Source organism: Cytophagales bacterium (genome assembly GCA_033344775.1).
Taxonomy (GTDB): domain Bacteria; phylum Bacteroidota; class Bacteroidia; order Cytophagales; family Cyclobacteriaceae; genus JAWPMT01.
Map to the genome: position 1 here is coordinate 127,063 of JAWPMT010000006.1, position 21,426 is coordinate 148,488.

19 protein-coding genes are annotated in these 21,426 nt (G+C 42.9%); 11 read left to right on the top strand and 8 right to left on the bottom strand.

The features are described 5' to 3' along the window. Positions 1–117: 117 nt before the first annotated feature. Together R8G66_30310 and R8G66_30315 are read left to right on the top strand one after the other, a co-directional pair. Positions 118–1,017 carry a bile acid:sodium symporter family protein gene (locus R8G66_30310; GenBank protein ID MDW3196710.1) on the top strand — a complete coding sequence of 300 codons (900 nt, stop codon included), beginning with the start codon at positions 118–120 and terminating at the stop codon, positions 1,015–1,017. 42 nt (positions 1,018–1,059) lie between these two features. Beyond that, positions 1,060–2,109, top strand: coding sequence for a 1-acyl-sn-glycerol-3-phosphate acyltransferase (locus R8G66_30315; protein ID MDW3196711.1), 1,050 nt, complete (start codon positions 1,060–1,062; stop codon positions 2,107–2,109). Positions 2,110–2,422: 313 nt separating this feature from the next. Here the strand turns inward: R8G66_30315 and R8G66_30320 are convergent, their stop codons facing one another. Next, on the bottom strand, positions 2,423–2,626 hold the full coding sequence (locus R8G66_30320; GenBank protein MDW3196712.1) for a hypothetical protein: 204 nt from the start codon (positions 2,624–2,626) through the stop codon (positions 2,423–2,425). A gap of 156 nt (positions 2,627–2,782) precedes the next feature. On the opposite strand from R8G66_30320, the gene R8G66_30325 reads away from it, so the two are divergent. The 5 genes from R8G66_30325 (at position 2,783) to R8G66_30345 (ending at position 6,192) form a co-directional block, all read left to right on the top strand. Beyond that, positions 2,783–3,148, top strand: coding sequence for a hypothetical protein (locus R8G66_30325; protein ID MDW3196713.1), 366 nt, complete (start codon positions 2,783–2,785; stop codon positions 3,146–3,148). Between the two features lie 91 nt (positions 3,149–3,239). Further along, the gene (locus R8G66_30330; protein MDW3196714.1) at positions 3,240–3,791 is read left to right on the top strand and encodes a sigma-70 family RNA polymerase sigma factor; all 552 of its coding nucleotides are present in this window, start codon (positions 3,240–3,242) and stop codon (positions 3,789–3,791) included. Then, the gene (locus R8G66_30335) at positions 3,788–4,573 is read left to right on the top strand and encodes a HEAT repeat domain-containing protein (GenBank protein MDW3196715.1); all 786 of its coding nucleotides are present in this window, start codon (positions 3,788–3,790) and stop codon (positions 4,571–4,573) included. The genes R8G66_30330 and R8G66_30335 overlap by 4 nt, the downstream gene beginning before the upstream one ends. 63 nt (positions 4,574–4,636) lie before the next feature. Beyond that, complete coding sequence (locus tag R8G66_30340; GenBank protein ID MDW3196716.1) at positions 4,637–5,413, top strand: DUF4097 family beta strand repeat-containing protein; 777 nt, start codon at positions 4,637–4,639, stop codon at positions 5,411–5,413. A gap of 125 nt (positions 5,414–5,538) precedes the next feature. Beyond that, on the top strand, positions 5,539–6,192 hold the full coding sequence (locus tag R8G66_30345; GenBank protein MDW3196717.1) for a hypothetical protein: 654 nt from the start codon (positions 5,539–5,541) through the stop codon (positions 6,190–6,192). 218 nt (positions 6,193–6,410) lie between these two features. Here the strand turns inward: R8G66_30345 and R8G66_30350 are convergent, their stop codons facing one another. The 4 genes from R8G66_30350 to R8G66_30365 all read right to left on the bottom strand — a co-directional run bounded on the left by R8G66_30350 (position 6,411) and on the right by R8G66_30365 (position 13,256). Then, positions 6,411–9,086: an FtsX-like permease family protein gene (locus R8G66_30350; GenBank protein MDW3196718.1), complete on the bottom strand. Its 2,676-nt coding sequence runs from the start codon at positions 9,084–9,086 to the stop codon at positions 6,411–6,413. Beyond that, a complete protein-coding gene (locus R8G66_30355; protein MDW3196719.1) occupies positions 9,083–9,415 on the bottom strand; it encodes a helix-turn-helix transcriptional regulator in 333 nt (110 codons plus the stop codon). The genes R8G66_30350 and R8G66_30355 overlap by 4 nt, the downstream gene beginning before the upstream one ends. Before the next feature lie 319 nt (positions 9,416–9,734). Further along, complete coding sequence (locus R8G66_30360; GenBank protein MDW3196720.1) at positions 9,735–12,710, bottom strand: COR domain-containing protein; 2,976 nt, start codon at positions 12,708–12,710, stop codon at positions 9,735–9,737. Positions 12,711–12,950: 240 nt separating this feature from the next. Beyond that, positions 12,951–13,256 (bottom strand): DUF3817 domain-containing protein, encoded by a 306-nt coding sequence (locus tag R8G66_30365; GenBank protein MDW3196721.1) that lies wholly within the window; start codon positions 13,254–13,256, stop codon positions 12,951–12,953. 529 nt (positions 13,257–13,785) lie between these two features. Between R8G66_30365 and R8G66_30370 the strand changes: the two genes are divergently transcribed. Next, the gene (locus tag R8G66_30370; GenBank protein ID MDW3196722.1) at positions 13,786–15,186 is read left to right on the top strand and encodes a hypothetical protein; all 1,401 of its coding nucleotides are present in this window, start codon (positions 13,786–13,788) and stop codon (positions 15,184–15,186) included. Here the strand turns inward: R8G66_30370 and R8G66_30375 are convergent. After that, on the bottom strand, positions 15,153–16,826 hold the full coding sequence (locus R8G66_30375; protein ID MDW3196723.1) for a carboxypeptidase-like regulatory domain-containing protein: 1,674 nt from the start codon (positions 16,824–16,826) through the stop codon (positions 15,153–15,155). The two genes, R8G66_30370 and R8G66_30375, sit on opposite strands and share 34 nt — an antisense overlap. Positions 16,827–16,992: 166 nt before the next feature. Here R8G66_30375 and R8G66_30380 point away from each other — a divergent pair, with 166 nt between their 5' ends. The 3 genes from R8G66_30380 (at position 16,993) to R8G66_30390 (ending at position 19,536) form a co-directional block, all read left to right on the top strand. After that, positions 16,993–18,036, top strand: a complete 1,044-nt coding sequence (locus R8G66_30380) for an ArsO family NAD(P)H-dependent flavin-containing monooxygenase (protein ID MDW3196724.1) — start codon at positions 16,993–16,995, stop codon at positions 18,034–18,036. 175 nt (positions 18,037–18,211) lie between these two features. After that, positions 18,212–18,616, top strand: a complete 405-nt coding sequence (locus R8G66_30385) for a hypothetical protein (protein ID MDW3196725.1) — start codon at positions 18,212–18,214, stop codon at positions 18,614–18,616. Positions 18,617–18,651: 35 nt separating this feature from the next. After that, complete coding sequence (locus R8G66_30390; GenBank protein ID MDW3196726.1) at positions 18,652–19,536, top strand: IS3 family transposase; 885 nt, start codon at positions 18,652–18,654, stop codon at positions 19,534–19,536. 214 nt (positions 19,537–19,750) lie between these two features. Here R8G66_30390 and R8G66_30395 read toward each other — a convergent pair whose 3' ends face one another. Both R8G66_30395 and R8G66_30400 read right to left on the bottom strand, forming a co-directional pair. Then, positions 19,751–20,155, bottom strand: a complete 405-nt coding sequence (locus R8G66_30395) for an OsmC family protein (protein ID MDW3196727.1) — start codon at positions 20,153–20,155, stop codon at positions 19,751–19,753. A 95-nt stretch (positions 20,156–20,250) separates the two neighbouring features. After that, positions 20,251–21,399 (bottom strand): alpha-hydroxy acid oxidase, encoded by a 1,149-nt coding sequence (locus R8G66_30400; GenBank protein ID MDW3196728.1) that lies wholly within the window; start codon positions 21,397–21,399, stop codon positions 20,251–20,253. Positions 21,400–21,426: the final 27 nt, after the last annotated feature.

The following is a 21,426-nucleotide window of genomic DNA, read 5'->3' on the forward strand; positions in this document are numbered from 1 at the left end:
CGTTTGAATTAATTTGAGCCATTCCCCATCAGTTCCCATCGCAAGGAAGTGTAATAATCCTTTATTTTTACATGGACTTTTTTCGAAATAACTTATTGGTGATGAAAATCAGGGAATATGAATGAAATAGATGCGATGCAGCTCAACTACGATCAGGGGAATATCTTGATTGTAAACATCAGCTTGGGCTTCATCATGTTCGGTGTGGCGCTTGGACTTACCTTAACGGATTTCAAAAATGTACTGCAGCAAAAACGGTCAGTGCTGGCGGGGGTACTGTCGCAATTCATTGTACTTCCTGCGCTTACCTTTCTACTGATCATCCTTTGGAAACCTGTTCCTAGTGTAGCGCTGGGCATGATGATGGTGGCCGCTTGCCCTGGTGGAAATGTCTCCAATTTTATTTCAGCGTATTCACGAGGCAATGCCGCACTCTCGGTAAGCCTTACTGCGATTTCGTCTATTCTAGCCATTTTGATGACTCCTTTCAACCTGAGTTTTTGGGGGTCATTGTATGGTCCGACGGAAGCCATTCTTCAGCAAGTGAGCCTGGATATTCTTGAAGTATTCCGTACCATCGTGCTGATCCTCGGAGTGCCCATCGTGCTTGGCATGTTTGTGAGGCATCGTTACCCGAATACTACGGCCAGGATCCAGCCAATCATAACCTACATTTCGATCGGTATTTTCGGCATATTGGTCATTGGTGCCTTCGCGGCCAACTTTCAGCAGTTTCTGGATTATATCAGCGTCGTGCTACTCCTGGTCTTTCTTCACAATGCCATCGCACTTACTTGTGGTTACCAGATTGGGAGGCTTTTTTCTTTGCCCAAGGCAGACCGTCGATCTTTGGCAATTGAAACGGGCATACAAAATTCAGGGCTAGGCTTATTGTTGATTTTCTCCTTTTTTGGTGGATTAGGAGGCATGGCCATCGTTGCCGGATGGTGGGGAATTTGGCACATCCTTTCGGGTCTGACCGTAGGTACCTGGTGGCATCGTCGAAAACTCGACTGATATTCAATAATTTCGCGTAGTAATCGGAATCACCGGCTGTTTATGAAAGAGATATTTTACTTCATTATACGTTATACGTCGAGGTTAAGCATGTATGCTTTTTTTAGCAAGGTGGAACTTGTGGGTACAGACCGCATTCCGCGTGGAAAGCCATTGCTTTTTGCTCCTAATCATCAAAATGCCTTTCTGGATGCTTTTGTGGTAGGTGGTATGTCGCCTGTGGCCATACATTACCTTACGCGTGCGGATGTTTTCAATAAAAAATTTCTTTGGATACTTGAAGGTCTTCACATGATGCCCATCTACCGCATGCGTGATGGATTTGGAAAGCTTTCTCAAAATGTTGGAGTATTTGAAGCATGCCAAAAATTATTTTCCAATGGTAAATCCGTCCTGATCTTCCCCGAAGGATCCCATGGCGAACCGTATTATTTACGTGGGCTTACAAAAGGAACATCAAGGCTGGCTTTCGAGTCTCAGGAAGTATTGGGTGACGACAAAGAATTGTGGATCCAACCCGTAGGCCTTAACTATTTCGATCAGAGAAAACCAAGAAGAAAGGCCATGTTCGTCTTCGGTGAGCCGATTCGAGTCAATGATTACATGGAGCAGTACCAGACCCAAAAAGCCAGGGCATTGATTCAATTGAGAGATACGGTAAAAAATCACATCTCTGATTGTTTGATCATCCCAGATGAGGATGAGCACTATGAAGAGAAAGTGGCGGCCTTGACCAAAGCCAACGAAAAATATGCTTTTGAGGAACTAAAAGAGAAACTCAGTAAAAATGAATTGAAGGGGCCTGAGCGCAAACCACGACCGATCTTTAAGAAAATTGGTCAGTTACTCGGCCTGGTCAACATACCACCGCTGTTATTGATGAAGTACATCCTGAGCAAAAAGATCAAGGATGTGGTCTTTTCCTCTTCTATCAAGTGGGCCGTAGGATTGTTCGGGTTTCCTATCTGGTGGTTGATTGTTTTTGGTGCGGTTTCCATGGCCGCTGGCAATCAAATTGCCGGGATCGTCATCGCCAGTATGATCGTCTTACTTTTCCTAAGACAGGAATTCATCAAGATTGGAGAAGGATAGTCTTCGACAGGCTCAATCTGACTTAAGCCATACGACTTATTTCAACTCCAAAAACCATAAACTTTAAAAGTTGGAATACAAGCTTAAGAAATTTCAGAATAAAGGACCAGACTAGTTGTTTTACTTGAATAAGGAAAAAACTAGACAGATACCCAGCCATAAGTTGTAGTCTTCTCATGGCTGTTGGTACCTATCATTGATTAGGAATAAGTCCTAATTTCAAACACACTTAAGGACGAAGCTAGCGAATTCGGACGAATTTTGGCGTGCCGAGTGGTCGAAATCAGGTAATCAGCGGCTGATTGAGTGGATTTTAACGTTTTTGCACCAAATGCAATTCCGATAGGAGGTCATCGTATTTTGAAGTGTAATCCTCACTTCCTTCCGAAATTCCCTCTCGGTGCAACAAGGTTTTTGTTAATTCGGCTTTACCTTCTTCTTCAGTAACGGCCATTTGCATGTATTGCCGAAAGGTCTGGCCAACACGAAATGTATATTGAAATTTTTCTTGTTTCATGGGCTTATAATATGTCGAATCGTGCCAAAAATCGATTAGGCAGGTCTAAAAATCTAATCTCGTAGAGAACTTACCACTTTTGATACTAATATTATCGCTATTCACTTGTATTCCTACTTTCCAAGCTGACTTTTTTTACTGGAGCTACCTAAACCTATGAGCAGGCAAATACGATTTGAGACTTACAAAGGACATGCTATTTTGTGCGTCAATTATAGTGGACTATCTGAAACAGACATGATCCAAACACTTGATCAGGCTGCAGCAATCGGGATGAAGGAAAATGACCTGTGTATTCTCGCCGATTTTTCTAAAACCCGACACAGCAAGCTATTCAATCAGAAAATCAAACAACATGGACTGGAATATTCCAAAAAAGGAAATGACCCACGAATTGCTGTTCTGGGGATTGATAGTGTCTTAAAAAGGGTGATCATGAATGCTACCATGGCAGTCACCCGAATCAGAAATGTCCGCTTGTTCGAGACCCGAGAACGAGCCTTGGGCTGGCTAATTTCTTAGCCTCTTCAAAAAAATCAATTTTCTTTTCAAAGAAGTGTAACCTTCGGAGTACTCCTGGGTAACTTATCCGAACAACCAAAAAACCGACATTTTGGAAGCATTGAGCGACGAAGATTTAATGGCGCTGGTGCAGGAGGAAAAGTTGAATTACATGGAAGTCCTTTTCGGGAGATACCAGAAAAGGATCTACAACTACTTTCTCAAATGCACCATGGATCCCGAAGAAAGCCGTGACCTGGCACAGATCACGTTCATTCGAGTGATGAAATATCGCGCGTCCTTCAATGCCAGTCGGGGATTTGAAGGTTGGTTGTTTCAAATCGCGCGAAACCTGGTCAAAGATCACTTCCGGAAAATGAAAGTGTATCGCGATCAGTTCAACCTGGCGGAAACCCTTCCTGAGCGAGCCGAGGAGGGCGATGCCGGGGAACAATTGGAACGGGAAGAGCTGCTGTACAAAGCCATGGCAAGGCTCGAGCCGGACAAACGCGAATTACTCGTCCTCGCAAAATTTCAGGGGATGAAGTATGAACAGATCGCTGAATTGCGAGACACGACCGTTAGCGCGGTAAAAGTGCAGGTCCATCGGACCATTGCAAAACTGAGAGATTTCTATTTGGAAGAAGAAAAGTCTGAAGCATGAACTGGACAGATGAACATATCATTGAATACCTCGAAGGGGGGCTGGATACAGATCAGCGAAAGGAGTTTGAAAACCAACTAATGACCGATCCTGCCTTCAAAGCAAAGTATCAGGAATTGGAGCAGTTGCTTCAAACCATTGAGCGAGTACCTGAAGTAGAAGCTCCTGCTGAATTGGAATGGGGCTTCAAAGCAGAACTTGATCGTATGCAGTCGACTCTCGCCGAGACAAGATTGGAACCGAACAATTCGTTGAATGCTTCGCCTAATCGATGGTGGTTGCAAATCGCTGCAGGATTCGGATTACTCGTCATCGGGTTTCTTTCCGGTACCCAGCAAACATCTGACAACAGTGGGCAATTACTCGCGATGCAAACGCAGATCCAGAGCTTACAGCAAGTGGTGATGCAACAAACGCTGGAAAGCTCATCAGCCAGTGAACGGATCAAGGCGGTCAACCAAATAGAGCAAGTACCCTTTCAACCCGATGAAAAGCTGGTGAAAATGCTCGTGAAAACGGCCACCCAGGACAAAAGCGTCAATGTGCGATACGCAGCTGTACAGGCGTTGGGCAATTTCATGGACTATCCTTCGGTTCGCAATGAAATGGTTCGTTCGCTTGATCAACAAACTGAACCTCTGATTCAGATTGCCATGATTGGCCTGCTGGTAGATGCCCAGGAAAAAGCAGCGATCTCATCGATCAAAAAATTATTAGACAATGAGGCGACTACCCCTGAAGTGAAACAGCAAGCGGAAATCGCCATGGACATTCTTATTTAAAAAGATTAAAAACACTCAAATCGAAATAAAAAGATGACACCAAGAATTTCAATCTCACAAAAAATGAAAAAAGCCTTGTTAACGGCCATGACTGTCTTGATCGTCATGACCACACAGGCACAATTCGAGATCACCCCCAATGGTAATCCTGCGGAGCTTACTGTGAATGTGACCAACTTGTATGCGGACCTGGAAATCGTCGGAACCAATGACAAATTAATCAAGGTTATCGCCCTTGATTATGAAGGATTGCCAGAAAAGGCGAAAGGGCTGAAACCTCTTTCCGCAACCGGTCCTGATAACACAGACCTTGGTTTGTACATCGAGCAGCAAGGCCAGGAAATCATGATCTCCGGGGCTAGTCGAAAGTCCGATGATGGAGAATATCGAATTGAATTGCCTGCCAACATCAAATTAGTGATCGAATATGATAGTTATCAGGCTGGAGACATCCGAGTTAGCGACATGTCAGGAGAAGTCGAAGCTTCTTCCAAGGTAGGCGACATGGAATTCCAGAACATCACAGGCCCGCTAGTCGCCAACTCATTGAGTTCAGACATCAGCATTGTTTTCACATCGGTCAGCCAAACCAGCCCAACAGATGTCTCCAGCACCAGTGGTGATGTGGATGTGACACTTCCTGAAAGTACAAAAGGCAATTTCCAGATGAAAACCGTTTCTGGAGAGGTATACACAGACCTGGAATTCGAGTTTGGTGAAGAAGAAGGTAGGTCCAAACGTTGGGGCGGAGGCATGTCTGCCGAAGCGACCTTGAATGGCGGTGGCGTTCAGATCAACTTGAAGAGCATCAGCGGAGACATCTTCATCAGGAAGCAATAACAATTGATCCCATGAGCGTCATTCCAGAATTTTTCGACCCATTTTTTAGAGTGGGTCGAAAAATATCAGGGTGCCTGACCAAGGAATCTCTTCGACTCTCACCCATCACTAAAACTCAATAACTCATGAAAAACCTTACCCTCTTTACCCTCCTGTTCTTCGCAACCTTCATGGTTTCCGCGCAGAAAACAGTCGAAGACCGACAACCAGTAAACGGCCAGCAAACCCTGAAACTAGACTTCCCCTTTGCAGATGAAATTCGCATTGAAACCTGGGACAAGTCAGAAGTATTGGTGGAAGCCATCGTGAATATTAATGATAATGAAGACAATGACCTCTTTGAGATTAGGTCAAGTGCAACCGAACGACGGATCTACATGGAAATGGATGAACGCGTTTGGGATGATCGAAGCAAGAAAAAGTCTAAGAAGAATTGCTGGAACTCCGAGATCAACATCAAAGTCTTCCTCCCCAAGTCATTGGAGATTGATGCAGAAACCATCAGTGGTGATTACGAATTGGCGTACTACGGAAAGCCCTTCTATTTCAAGACTGTATCTGGCGATCTTGACCTTTCTGTAGATCCTGATGCCGATCTGGATTTTATGGTCAAAACCGTAACGGGAGAAGTGTATTCCGACCTGGACCTCAGTTACCCGAGAGGCAAAGATGGTTTACGCCAAATCGTGGGCATGGACGTAGAAGGCAGACTGAACAATGGCGGCGAAATTCTGGAACTGAAAACGGTCAGTGGAAATGTGTTTTTGAGGAGTAATTAACCAGCCTAAAGCTAGGGCTTACAAGGCTTCGGATTTGATTTTTCTCCAAATCCACCAGCCCCTTTTTTCATGAAAGGGGGAATTCATCTGATGCGAACTTTTACCGTCATTCCCTGGATCACTATAGACACATTGAATTTTTCCCTTGCGACATTGATCGTAAGGGAATTTCAAGATCACAAGCAAAAATTCCTATTCAGAGTAGCTGAATCTTCCCCTCACTCATCCTTTAACGACATCACCGGATTCAATCGCGCAATCCGAAATGTCTGTGTCCCTATGGTAAGCAAGCCTAACGTTAAAAGGATCACCGCCCCAAGGATCACCGTTGAAATGCTGAAATCCGCTCGGTTTGGTAAATGATCCAACCAAAAACGATTAATAAAGTAGGTCAGGGGCGCAGATAAAATCACGGCAAATAACACCAGCTTGATAAAATTCCTGGACAGCACCAGGACCACCTGCCATTCTCCAGCTCCCAAAACTTTCCTCACCCCTACTTCTTTGGTCCTTCTTTGTGTCGTGTAAGTAGCTAGTCCCAAAAGACCTAAGCAAGCAATGACGATCGCTAAAAAAGCCAGGTATCCGATAATGGTTACAATGTCGAGGATGAAGAGGTTGGTGTTGGCGAGTTCCTGATCAAAATACGCATAGATGAAGGGGTGTTTTGGGTCTACGGATTTCCAGGCTGCTTCTAACCTCTTGATGGTCTGAGGTTGATTATTCCCAGCAATACGGACATTCAAAAAATTGAATGCTTCTTGTCGGTACGTGAGTGCCAAAGGCCGTGTCTCATCTTCATTGATCAACAGCGTAGATCGAAAATCAGCAACAACCCCTTTGATAGGGATTTCAGATCCTTGCTTCGTTTTCCAAATAGTCCCCACAGCTTCAGACGCATGTTCAAAACCCAGTTTTTTCGCAGCCGTTTCATTGATGATTACCGAGCGTGAACGTTCATCCGAAGCTAAGATGGGAGAACCTGCAAGCTGTCGTACCCCAAGATTCTCCAGAAAAGACTCATCAACACGCATCACTTGCAAATTGATGTATTCATCATCCCTGTTTTTGTCCTCCAATTCCATGTGATCCGTGATTCCAGTAGCAGGCAAATACTCACATGCTGAAATCATTTCTACACCCGAAACGCCTCCCATTTCCGTTTTCAATTGTTGCCAATCATTGCTTTGAAGTGGAATGGTCAAAACATTTTCAGCATTGAAGCCATATTCAAAGGCGAGGTAATGCCGAAATTGATTGTACACCACCATTGAGCTTACGATGAACAACAATGAAACCGCCAACTGGCTTACGTTCAGGATTTTTTGTGCATTCCAACTCTTCTTGTTGGGAGAAAAATGACTGGTCAATGCATCCACAGGTCTTTTGCGCGAAAGCACCAATGACGGATAAATGCCTGCTACCACTCCCGTCATCAAAGCGAATAAGAAGAACAATAGAAAAGCGACTGGCGATAAATCCAATTCAAGTTGAAGGTATTTATTAGCCCAAAGGGTCAAAAAGCCATTTTTCATCACGGACAGCAAGACTACTGCCAAGACCAGGGCCAACATCGTGGTGATGATCGATTCGGTCAAAAACTGAAAAGCGATCGCTTTTCTACTGGCTCCGTTCACTTTTCGGATGCCAATTTCCTTTGCCCTAATCAGTGATCTGGCTACTGACAGATTGGTATAGTTAATTACGGCCATTAATAATATAATGGCTGCCAGAATGGATAAGATGTAGTAAATAAACATGGGCAATCGAAATGAAGATTCATTGTTCATGATTGGCCCAGGCGTGATGTCTCGGATGTTTTGAGCAGATAGGACGAATTCCTCCAGTCCTTCAATAGCACCATACTTGTTTTTGGTAAAGCTGACCAAGGCATTATTCAGTTCATGCTCACCAATGCCTTCTTTCAATCGGACGTAGTTGTAAGAAGAGTAATAAGATTCCCATCTTTTGGATAGGTCCGTTAACATTTCAGCTCTATGAAGTGCCGGGAGCGTGGTTGCACTAGCCAAAGCATCAAATTTCAGATGGGATCGATACGCCTGATCATCAATGATGCCTGTAATGGTTAAATTGCCCCAATCCTCCGGGGGTGTATCGCCCTCATCTTCCAGAATGTTCAAACCCCGATCATGGAATTGAACAGACTTTCCCAATGCACTGACCTCACCAAAAAGCTGCTTGGCTTTGGTTTGAGAAATGATCAATGAATTGGGTTTTTCCAACGCGGTGTTCGGATCACCTTCAATCAACGGAAACTGAAGGCAAGCCAGAAAATCTTTGGTCGCGAAGTAACCTCGCAATTCAATGGCCTTTTGCTCATAAGTAGCTTCTCCTCCTAGTCCTCTTCGTAATGTCGCAGATTGATCGATGATGCCATATTCCAATGGCAGGGTTTCCCCGATCGCGTAGGAAGTCGTAGCGTATGTGTTACTGCTTGGCTCTGGCTGACCCACAATGCGGTAAAGCTGCTTTTCTTCTTGATGAAAGTTGTCATAGCTTTTCTGATCTACCAGCATCAGAATAATGAACATGCACACAGACATGGCTGCAGCCAGCCCAAAAATGTTGATCGCAGAAAAAAGTCGGTATTTCAGGATGTTGCGGATCCCGATCTTAAAATAGTTTTGAAACATGCCAAATGAATTGAGTTGATGATCTCCTCCGAGACTTTTAAAAAATTGAGGACGGAGTAATTTGAAGTTATCGAGTACATATAGCCGCCTGGCCTTAGTCATTGAATGACGGGTCAGGTTCTCATGGAAGCGTTCTTCCACATCACCAGAGAGTTCCTCCAGGAAATCTGCCCGAAGCAACTTTTTCAAACACTCATAAGGCCATTGAGGAGGTTGAGGAAGTTCTTGAAACTCGTTCATGCAGTTCCTTTGATTGCGGCAGGCATCGCTTGCCAGAATTTGAATCGAACGTCCTGCATTTCTTTGAGCAACTGTACTGCATAAGGCGTGGCCTCATACATGCGCTTGCGTTTACCTCCACGGACGTTGGACGCTTCCCCCCATACTGAAGTCACGTATCCATTAGCTTCCATCCGTTTCAATGCCGTCTGAATGGCGCCGATACTGACGGTTTCCTCCAGCCGGGTTTCCAATTCATGTTGGATGGAGTTGCCATAAGCTTCTTCCTTCAGCACGATGATGGCCATCAGAATCAACTCCTGAAATTCCCCGAGACGCGATTTCTTCATGAGTTCTATATTATATTCAATGAAGCAAATATAGGGATTATATTTTATATTCAATGTAGTTTTTTAACTACTTGAACCAGCGTTTCTCATTATCCGTCATTCTGAGGCTGTTGCCTTGGTTCTGAGTATTATATTATGCTTCATCAGCCGTGAGAATCTCATTACCCTTGAGATGGTCATCATTTGAACCGTCATGCCGGTTTTTTCAGCTTAAATTCCGCAGGAAGTTGAAAAAAGACCGGTATCTCTTTTCTCTGCCTTTATGCAGGCCCAATCAGAGATAAAGTTTTGTATTAGAATAAAATTGATCGTAGGGGAATCACAACTTCTTCAACACACCCAAGATCACCTTCGGCACCAGCGGTACACCAATATTCTCCGCCACTCCATTATACATCTCCGCCAGGTTCACCGCATAATCCTTCCCTTTCCTTAGTGCTTTGAGTGTCTTGTGCGTCGGAGAATCCTCATCCGACAAATCGTCCACGAAGCGCTTAAGCCGATTCCTAGATTTCTGCGCCACCGGTTGCTGACTTTTTGACGCCTGTTCAATCTCAGCAATCGCTTTCTCTGCCTTTTCAATGTCTTTGACCGCTACATCGATTTCCTTTGGTGCAACATGTTCTTCGAGTAACTCGCGCTCATCCTCAATATCTTCCTTTAAAGATTCTGTCTCTCCGAGGAGGTTTTGGATCTGGATAGATATGCTAACAGTGGTTTTTACATCGGTATTCTGCTCGACACTTTGTTCTTGCTTAAGATTAAAAATTATATCTCCATGTTCCCTTCTTGTGATCTTGTTATCACCTTTTTCTTGGCGTTCATGTTTAGAAATAATGGGATCGAGAAAGTCGGCAATTGCAAAGCTTTTTCTGAGAATCCCAACGGACACACTTTGTTGTCCCATTTGTTCCAATCCAATAAGCTCGTCATAGTCAACGAAATGTTCAGAATGGCCAGGAACTGGAAGTTTTTGATGAATTTTCAAAGAGTAAAAATTCTGATGAATTTGGTAGAGTGCATCTCTTAGTATTGCCAAGTAGTTTCTTTTCTCCCTTCCCCAAACTTGAATAGTAATTATTTTACTATCAAGATCAAACAACACTAGGGCTCTACATGAGCACGTTTCATTGTCAAAGACTACTTGATTCCTAGCTAACCATTGCCTTTCCTTTATATCTTCATTTCGAGCAATGACCAATCGATTGAATAAGGATTGCGCTAAAAAGTCATATTCCAAAACAAAATGTAAACACTCACTATTTGGGGTCTTGAATGCAGATTTTGACTCCTTTGGGAGGAGATCAGGGATTAGATATTGACTATTCCCTAATTCGTAAAGGAGTTCAAATTCGGCCATAATTTCTACTAAGTAACGTTGCTCCTCAGGATTATATTCGAATTCTTTTTCTGCCGGATCGTATTCCTCAACTTCTGAAACTTCGTGATTTAGTATAAAATTTAATTGACGTTCCTTTAAGATACCGTCTCGGACACTTTGAGTGTTCATGATCTTGTAGACGGCTACGGTGACCCAATGTGGATCTAGGACATAGAAATCTTTTAGTTTCAAAGCCTTAAAATGGAATACGATTCCTAAATCATGTAAAAACTGTAGGAGCGTATTTTGTTCGTTTGCGTTCTTTATTCCCTTGGCATTGCAGAGTTCGAGAAATTGAGCTCTACTCAAATAATTGCTTTTCTCGGTAGCTATTTCCAGTGATTTCTTAACTAACACCCAAGATTTAGCAACTTGCATTCCATAAAGTTCTGTATATGGAATCAATCTACCAATGGCCTTTTTCAATGATTTCAATCCATTACCTTCCTTACATGATATGCGAAAAAAGCGTTGAGATAAAAAAGGATACTTTTTATTCAAAGTACTTCTCTCCAAATCGTAGTTAGGATTCAAGTCAATCTTGTTGATTGCTACTAATGAAGGACTTCCGTCTCCATATCGACGAATATGCTGTAACCAATAATCTTTCTTACTATCATTTCGGCTATCAATTACATAAATATAAATGGCTCTTTTTGTGAGGAAGATTTGGTGTGATGCGTGCATAATTTCTTGCCCTCCGAAATCCCAGCCGTGAAGCACTACTTCCTCTAATTCATTCATATTTTGGAAATCAGGAAGTTCATTAAGTCTCATACGAGCAATATTTATGCCGTGAGTTTGTGATTCCTTAGGGTCAAACTCTTTGCCTTGTAACTGTTTTAGTAAAGAAGTTTTTCCAGATGCACCCTCTCCTACTAGAACCAATTTTAGCTCTCGTAAAGAAGCAGTACCTTCTCCTGCATTTTTACTTCTTTCTAATGACTCAAAGTATCCTAAAATAGCTTGATTCCCCTGTTTCACGATTTCAAGTGGTGGACTTGTTAGAGGATTCCCATTGAGGTTGATGCCAATTCTATAACCGGAGGTAGCTATCTTAACTCCTTTCTGAATTATCATTTTTAGAGAACTGATATCTTGAACTTTGTTGCTAGTCAAATCCAGATGTTTTAATTCAACTAGCTTATTAAGTGGACTTATGTTCTGGATTTTATTGTTGCTCAGGTCTAATAAATTAATGTTAGTTAATTGCGCTATTGCCTCAATGTCTCGGATCTTATTATTGCTGAGATCCAACATGTTTAAATTTGAGAGGTTCTTTACTGCAGAAATATGTTCAATTCGATTATTACTAAGTTTCAGAGAACTCAAATTAATAAGTTCTTTCAATGGCATTAAATCCTGTATATGATTGGAATGGATATTTAAACTTCTTAAATCCTTTAGCGATTCAATTGGTGCAATATCTTCGATTTGATTGGAGTGAAGGTCAAGGTGAATTAGGCTTTGAATACCTCGTAACGAATGGATGTCCTTTATTTTGTTTCCTCGCAGGTATAAGAAATTTAAGTCGACAAGTTGACCAAGAGTTTTGAGATCCTTAATTTCATTGTTACTAAGATCTAAATGTTTTAGATTAAGCAACCCACAAATCGGGCTTAGGTCTGATATTTGCCAGTTTTCCCCAAAACCGCCGCTAATAACAAGCCAAATTAAGTTAGTTAAAGAATCTATTTTCTTGTCAATTTTACTGATATGGTTCGGTTTACCATTATTTCTACTGTTTACCCAGATTTCTTGATTCCAGTCCCACCATTGATTGCTTAGTATTAAAGTATGAAGATGTTTCAAGGAAAATACCTCATCAGGGATTTCCATGAGGCCGCAATTTCCCAAGTCTAACTTACCTGAATTTTCCTGCTTTTCTTTTTCAATTAGTCTCAGAGCGTCCATATTTAAGCTGGTTTAATTGGGTTTTTGAAGATAGTGGTATCGCGGCCTTTTGTCAAGATCAACGAACTATCCTTTCGTTAAAAAAGAAATGATCCTGAAGTACAAGTTTATATTTAGAGAATGAAGAATCTCAAGATAAAGCTTTGACCTTAAGTAATCGTTGAGGAGATACTTACATATCCGGGCATTCTGAAATTGTGATGACTTTTCTCTATGGTCTGTTGTATAAATAATAGTTCCTTAGGACATCAATTCACCCCGCTCCCGCAACACCTTTGGCACAAAATAGAAGGTACCAAATGGAAGGATCGAAGCAACGAAAAGGATGAAGAGGGCTTTGAAGGGCCAGCTGTTTTGGATCGTGAGAGCGAGGGCCTGGAAGCAGTAGAGGACGAACAATAATCCATGGGCCATGCCGATGATTTGGTTGGGTTCGGGCATGTCGTAGTAGTATTTCAGGGGCATGGAAACGGCCAGGATCAGGATGAAGGAGATGCCTTCTAAAAAGGCGGTGATTCTGAATCGTCCGATAGGGGTACGCAGCATGAAATGGGTTTGGTTTGCTTTAGGTGTTGTAACTGATATGGGAAGGAAATGGATTCAGGAATATGAAAATCTTTAATAGTTTTAGATTAAATGTATTTCCGATTTTTTTTACGTCATTCCGGCGATCATTTTAGGTCTTAATAAATTTTATCGCGTACTAGCTTGATCTGCCGGAATCTCAAGCTGACTAGGTAGTTACTCCTTTTTTGAGATTCCGCAGGGCCGCCTGGCGGCACATCAACTTAAATGGCTTAAAGAATCGAAATACTGAATTGATGGCCGGAAGGACGATTTTTTTTGTGGCTTGATTAAACATATTAAGTTTTCTTCATTTTTTGTACCATTCTTCTTTCTTCTGGCCTGGCATTTGTAGGTTTATACTTGCATGTCTTTCGAAAGATTCACAACTCTGTTTTGTCCAAACAAACTTCAGGTGACATTGAGGCTCTCGAAATGTAGCTTAATCTTCTTTCTGGGGTTTTGTTCATCAATATGTTCCGCACAGCAAATCAGTCGTACTTTCCTGCCGGTGAATCCGAAAGCGGAAAAGGTGAAGGTATTGGCCAATGTGGAATCAACTTACCTGATCAAAACCAAATCGGACTTATCCATGGAGGTGATCGCCTTTGATGATGACCTCAAGGAATTGTGGGGGATTGGGATCACATTGAAATATCCGGTACTGCATGTTGCTGAAGTCTATAATGAAGGGCTTGCTTTACTGATGTCTAACACAAGAAGGCGCAAGTTTGTGCTGCTGGAAATAGAAGCAGAAAATGGTCATTATTCCTTTTCTGAATACAGCCTTTCTACGGCTTTTCAGGGGCTAGAATTGGCGAGGTTTCATGAAACTTATTGGGTTAGGGGCATGATCGGTGAAGAACCGGTGGCGTTTCGGCTAGACGATAACTCCCAAACGTTGAAAACACTGCCCGTGGGTTATGCCAATCCAATCTCCGGCATCTCACATTTTGCCTTTGACCCGATCAATGAAGAGCTGGACATGTTACTGGAAGTCAATGAAAATGGATACCAGGCCTACTTACTACGTTCCATTGATCTAAAAGGAGATATTACCAGGAACTTGTTGTTGAGTCATCCCAACAGACACATTACGGATCTGCGATTCAATAAAACGGAAAGCGGGAAACTTGAAGCCATCGGGGCGTTGGCAAAGAAAAAATTGGTGTTGGGATTGGCTCATTTCGTAAAGGACGCGAGTGGCCTTTCAATAAAAGAATGGGCATGGAAAGATTTTCAAGGGCTGGACGAAACGCTAGTCTTGGAAAACGAAGCAATCACCTCTAAATCGTCCAAAGGCTTAAAATCTCTGGAAGCGGAAATTGATGATGTTTCTTTCATGCCGGATGGTGAAGTGATTGTCTCACTCGAAACTTTTGAGAAGGACTATGAAGTACGCGGGTTGCTGCAACGTGAATCAGATGAACAATCCATGGTCGATCAAATTGACCTCAATCGCTACGGAAGGCGGGATTTTGATACCAATGAAACCACGCTCAATGACCGTGTGGATAATTTTTCGAATACGGAAGCAGCCACTTACCGATTTCGAGATGTGATCATCGATCGCCTGCAGGAACAGGGTAACCGACACAGCCAAACGACGATCTTAAAGGTGACCGAAGATGGCAATACTGGAATTCATATGAAAATGCCTCCGAAAGTGAATTCCAATTTCAGTATTCCTGAACAGAATCAGGTCTTGCAATCCTATTGGCTGGCAGATGAACAAGGCATGAAACAGATCAGCGTACTTAATGAGCCGGAGTTATCGAATTATGACATGAGTTTGGGACTTTATCTGCAACGGATCAACCACCAGGAATTCCTGAATTACGGCTTTCTTTTACAGGATAAGGTGTTTTACCTGATGATTCAACGGCTCGACTTTGCGGAAAGCAGCAACTGAACGTCTTCCCTTGCTGGCAATGGCGGATTAGTATTGATCAGTTCACCGGATTTGTCAAAAAAGCAGTAAAATGGCAGCACATTCGAAAACAAATCAGCCAGTAACTCCGAATCGAATTCAAAACTCATACGTTCGTGCATCACCCCTTTGATGTTGAGTTGATAAACTTCTCTGGCCAACTGCCATTTTTCATCCGTATCATCAATCGAAACCAATAGCAGCTGTGCTTTATCTCGCTTCAGCCTTTTGGCCAGCCACTTGTGAGGCTCTACATCAAAATGATTGGGGTGATTTCTCCCCGACCAAATCACCACATAGGTCGGTGTATCCTTGTATTTGGCAATTATCGACTGAAAGGCATCTGAGCTGATGATGGACTTACCCCCTTCTTCAATCGTATTGAACAGGGCAAATTGCTTCCTTAAGTCTAGTTTCCTGGACAGATCTGAAATGATCTTGTCCTCAATCTTGGTGGCCTGCAGGATATTGTAATTGTCCCAAAAGGTGGAATCATAATCGACATTCACCAAATCTTCCGCAGTGGGTTGCAAGCCTCCTTTTTCCTTCTCAGGATTAGGCAAGATGTTGTTGGTGATCAGTTCGATATGCGACGTATGCACAATCGAATCGATGGTCCGACCCAGGGTATCATAAGAAAGTTTTAAGGCATACACATCTGCACTTGATCGGTCCAGGAAATATTTGTCCTGATGCTTTTTATAGAAAGTGATCCGATCCAATTGAACATCGGTACTGTCACTGATGGTTTTTCTTCCCGTCAATTCGCTAAAATCTATGCGCAAGAACGCAAGGCTTTTGGCAGCGATGTAAAGTCTCCCGTGAAAAGCCTTTCTCTTCAGGTCCCTGGGCGTATCAAAATCGACTACATACACGACCTGATTATTAAAAGAGGTTGTATCCGTCAATTGATATTTCGTATTGAGCGCCAATAAAGGATTGCTGTATTCATATGAAGTCAAGTCACCAGTCAGTAAGTAATTCAATGAAATGGGAGGGTGAGAAAGCCGGGCATTTTGTGTGAAGTCAAAACTTCTTCGCAGTTGCGAAATTTCAAAGCCCAGGTTTTCCTGAGGGATGTAAGCTTTGTATGGATCTTTCCCGGAGCGTGTAATATCAAGGGCCGATTCAATCAAACGAACATAATTGTCATTTTCCGCGCAGTAATGTCGATAAAATGCGGGCAAATGAATGGCTTCATCAGAATAGTTCTTCGGAATTCTACGAAGTGCTCGTTTCACCAATCTTCGGGCCTGATTCAGCTCCTTCTTTTTTGGTTTATCCGCGGAAACCACCACACCGTCCAGAGCCGTCGTTACAGGTGCTAAGTTGATCCTTTGACGATCTGATGGGATTTTCGCGACGGCAAGGGTAATTGATTCATACCCAATACAAGAAATCCTTATGTTCGCAGGAAGTGCCGATGCTGGAATCTTCAATTCAAATTGTCCGTCCAGATTAGCACTGGTCCCAACAGCTGTTCCATCAAAGGTGACATGAGCATAAGGAATTGCCGTTTTCGTAACCTGATCAACCACAATTCCCAAGAAAACGGATCGCTTCTGAGCTATTGTAAAGTGCCCGATACCCATTAGCAATAGCATCACACTGATACGATTCATGAGCAGGATTCGTATGGTTTTGGGGATGATCAAAACAGAAATGAGTGCTTGTATTATAACAACACAAAAGGACTCAATCTTAACACTATTTTAAAGAGCAATCAACTGATATTTTTACGTTTTGATACAAATTTCCTGCGATTAGGAGAAATGCTCGATCAATGACATGAAAGTATACGACAACATCATCATCGGCGGAGGCCAGGCAGCTTTGTCAGTTGCTTATTTTTTCCGGCGCTATAAGCTTGATTATCTGATCCTCGACAATCAGGTGGCTGCAGGTGGCTCATGGTTACAAACCTGGGACAGTTTGTCTTTATTTTCACCGACTACTTTCAGCTCTCTGTCCGGATGGATGATGCCCAAAGGAGAACACGATTACCCTACGAAGGAGGACTTCATTGCGTATCTCCGTGCCTATGAAGATCGGTACAAAATGCCGATCCAGCGACCAGTTCAGGTCCAACATGTCAACAAAAAGGACCAGCTTTTTGAGGTGCATACCAATGTCGGTTCTTACTCCTGTAAAACGTTGGTCAGTGCCACGGGGAGCAGCAACAATCCACACATTCCGAAATATGCGGGGTATGAACTATTTGAAGGCCAGCAGTTGCATTCTTACGATTATCGCAATTCCAAAGAGTTACCAGGGAAAAAGACCTTGATCATTGGAGGTGGCAATTCCGGGGCTCAGATCCTGGCCGAAGTTTCCAAAGTTGCTGATACACAATGGGTGACATTGGAAGCTCCAAAATTCCTTCCGGATGATGTGGATGGTCGGGTGCTTTTTCATGAAGCCACCAATAAATTTTTCAACAAATCCTCCGAAAAGCCGGTCAACTACTCCCTTGGAGATATTGTGATGGTCCCAAGTGTGAAAGAGGCGCGCCAAAGGGATGTACTTCATGCACGAAGGCCTTTTAAATCCTTCTTCGAAAAAGGTGTGATCTGGGAAGACGGAACCAAAGAACTATTCGATACGGTCATTTGGTGTACAGGCTTCAAACCTGATTTTGTTCACCTACAGAGTTTAGATGTCGTTGAAAATGGCCGAATTCCAACCCAATTCACCCGATCTAAAAAGGAGCCTAACCTATGGCTGGTGGGCTACGGTAGTTGGACGGGTTTTGCTTCTGCCACCATTTACGGAGTAGGTAAAACAGCCAAGCAAACGGCCATGAAAATTAATGAGGCTTTGCAGGAGGGGTAGAAAGGTTTAAAGTATTTGTAAACTAACACCTTAACTCTCCATTGCTGATAAGTTAAGCCATAAAATTATCCGTCATTCTCGCGTAGGCGGGGTACCGGACCAGGGAATCTCAAGCATAGAAGTGCTAAATGATGTCTTGTCCTAAAATAGGTTTACACAATTGTGATAAACTAAAATGGATGAAAACAAGAATGGAAGAATTCGCCATGGAGGAGAGATAAGTATAGCTGAACGCCACAAAATGATTCAGGAATATCTCGCTGGCGGTGTTACCAAAAAAGAGATTTGGTACAAATACACAGGCAAGCCCGAGGAGCACGGAGCTATACTAAAATGGATGAGAATGTATGGCTATATCGACGATGAGCCTAAAAGAAGACCTATCTTTAGTCAACCGATCAATTATATGACTATGGGTGGCCCTGAAGATTTAGATAAGTCGGAAATGCTTGCCAGAATTAAGCAGTTGGAGAAGCAACTTGAAGATTCAAAGCTGAGAGAAGAAGGCTATAGGTCGATGATTGAATTAGCAGAAAGGACCTTCAAAATACCCATCAGAAAAAAGTCCGATACCAAATAATCAGTTCATTAAAAGAAAGACATACTCGTGTTTCCCTGGGACGATTGTGTCAATTATTTGGTGTGACCAGGCAATCCTATTATCAATACTACTGGCAACAAGAGACGACTTCATTTGAAGAAGAATTGATTATTAGAGAGGTTCTCAGAATCCGTCAAGTTCATCGTAGAATGGGCGGCAGGAAGCTCTATGAATTACTGGAGCCGTTCATGCTAGAGCATCAGATTAAAATGGGCAGAGATGCATTATTTAACGTCTTAGCTGCTCATAATCTGTTAGTTAAGCGAAGAAAGCGGCGAGTCTTTACGACTCAATCTTTCCATTGGCTCCGCAAGTATCCAAACCACATCAGAGACTTTATACCTAGAGCTTCCAATCAACTTTGGGTGAGTGATATCACTTATTGGAAGATTGAGGCTGGGTATTTGTATATCAGCCTGATCACTGATGCATACTCAAGAAAGATCGTTGGATATCAAGTTGCTGAGACATTAGAATCAGTAGAAACACTTCATGCCTTGAAGATGGCTCTTGATAATAATAAAGGGTCAATAGATCAGCTGATTCATCATTCAGATAGAGGTATTCAATACTGCTCAGGAGTATATGTTTCTCTACTTAAGAAGCATGGCATTATGATATCTATGACTGAAAACGGAGATCCTTTGGAGAATGCGATCGCAGAAAGAATAAATGGTATTATCAAGAATGAATATCTGGATGGCTATGAAGTCAATACACTAAATGTAGCTAAACAGCTCTTGGATCGTGTCATAGAAGTCTACAATAATGAACGACCACATATGAGCCTTGGGAATCTAACTCCCAACCAGGTTCATGATAACCCTTCGATAAACGTTGAAAACATTTGGAAAAAAAGACGAACTGTAAACCTTATTCAGGACTATCGAAAATTGTAAATTACTGATAGGACTATATGTAAAACCTGTAAACTTATATCAGGACGAGACATGATATTGAGATTCCCGCCGCTCCCGGCCGGGAACAGGCCGGGAATGACGCTTAACTTAACAAGCTTCTTCTTTATGGGGTGAATTTGAGCTCTTATTATTAGTATCTCCTTTGACATTCTAATTAACAATCTTTTCTAGGATTCTATTTAATGATTGTTAATTACACCGCCTCCGCAGAAAAGGTCATCGCATTTTTAACCGTATTTACGGAAATGCATCCTTGTTCCGACATTTTCAGGAGCTTTTCAAATGCACCCGGATCACTGCAACTTTCGTAAGTGACTTCTAATTTCACATCCGTGAAACGTTTAGGCAAATCCTCACTCACGGTAGCAATCACCTGAACCTTGAGCCCTGCTACTGTCACGTCTCTGGCCTGCGCCGCCGCAAAGAAGGTACTGCAAAAGCAACCTGCAATTCCGGTCAATAGGTATTGGCCACCCATCAGTCCGGCACCTCCCCCACCTTTCGCCACTGGTCGATCGATGATGACCTCAAATTGATCGTGTAATAACTTCATTGAAGTGGCTGCATGTTGTTCCAGGGTAATTTTAATCTGTTCCATGTATGAAGTGTGAATGTAAATCGTAGATAAAGTAAGCCCGACGCTTTTTGCAGAACAAAAGAAGCTTCGGCGAATGGCTCAGAATGCCTGCCACCTTACACAACCAGATGATTTTTAAGGTTTGTGATACGCTCACAACCCAATTGTTCCATGATTTGTTGTAGTTGTTTCTTCAACAGGTGAATGGTATGGCTTCCACCTTCCTTTCCAACCGCAGCTAAACCATACATGAAGGACCTGCCAAGAAACGTGAAATCAGCTCCGGCGGCCAAACAGCAAGCGATATCCGGGCCTGTCCGAATGCCACTGTCCATCATAATGGTCAATTTACCCGAATAACTTTTTGCAATGGACTTCATGGCTTCCACCGCAGATTGACCGTGATCCAGCTGACGCCCACCATGATTGGACACTATCACACCATCTAATCCTATCGACAAACATTTAGCAACATCCTCCTCACTGGCGACTCCTTTCAAAACCAGCTTTCCAGGCCATAAATCGCGCAATGCTTTCAGTCGGTCTTGACTCAGCCGGCCATCAAAGGTTTTATTCATGAATTGGCCCAGATGTTTGAGGCTGGTTCTTTTGGGAATGTATGGACGCAACGTCTCGAAAAAGGGAGCTCCCGTTTTCAATGTTTGTAGTACCCAATTCGGATGAGTCATCATCTGCCAGATATTGTTCAGGGTCATGCGAGGAGGTAGCGATAGGCCATTTTTGATCTCCCTGGGTCGATACCCAAAAGCAGGTGTATCTGCTAAAATGACAAGGGTCTGATATTGTGCGGTTTGCGCCCTTCTCAGCAGATCGTTTCGCAACTTTTCTTCTGCTGGATGATAAAGCTGAAACCAGGCCTTCCCTTCCGTGATCTCGCTTACCTTTTCCAGACTTGCGGTTCCTACCGTACTGAGAATGAACGGAAGATTATGTTCAAAAGCCGCTTTTGCGAGGATTTCCGTCGCACCAGGCCACATCATTCCCTGCAAACCTATCGGAGACACGCCAAAAGGCACACTGTAGGTATGCCCAAATAATTCGGTTTCCAGTGTCGATCCTTTAAAGTCACGCAGGTAATAAGGCTTCAATTGAATGTCACGGATATCCGATGTATTTCGCTGCAGGTTAATGTCCGAATTACACCCATGATCCAAATACTCAAACGCAAACCTCGGAATACGCTTTCGAGCCTTTTCTCGAAGGAAGGAGATGTCTGGGTATTTCGGGTTGATGGAGTCTTTCATGGGATGAATATCGCCATGAGGAAGTTA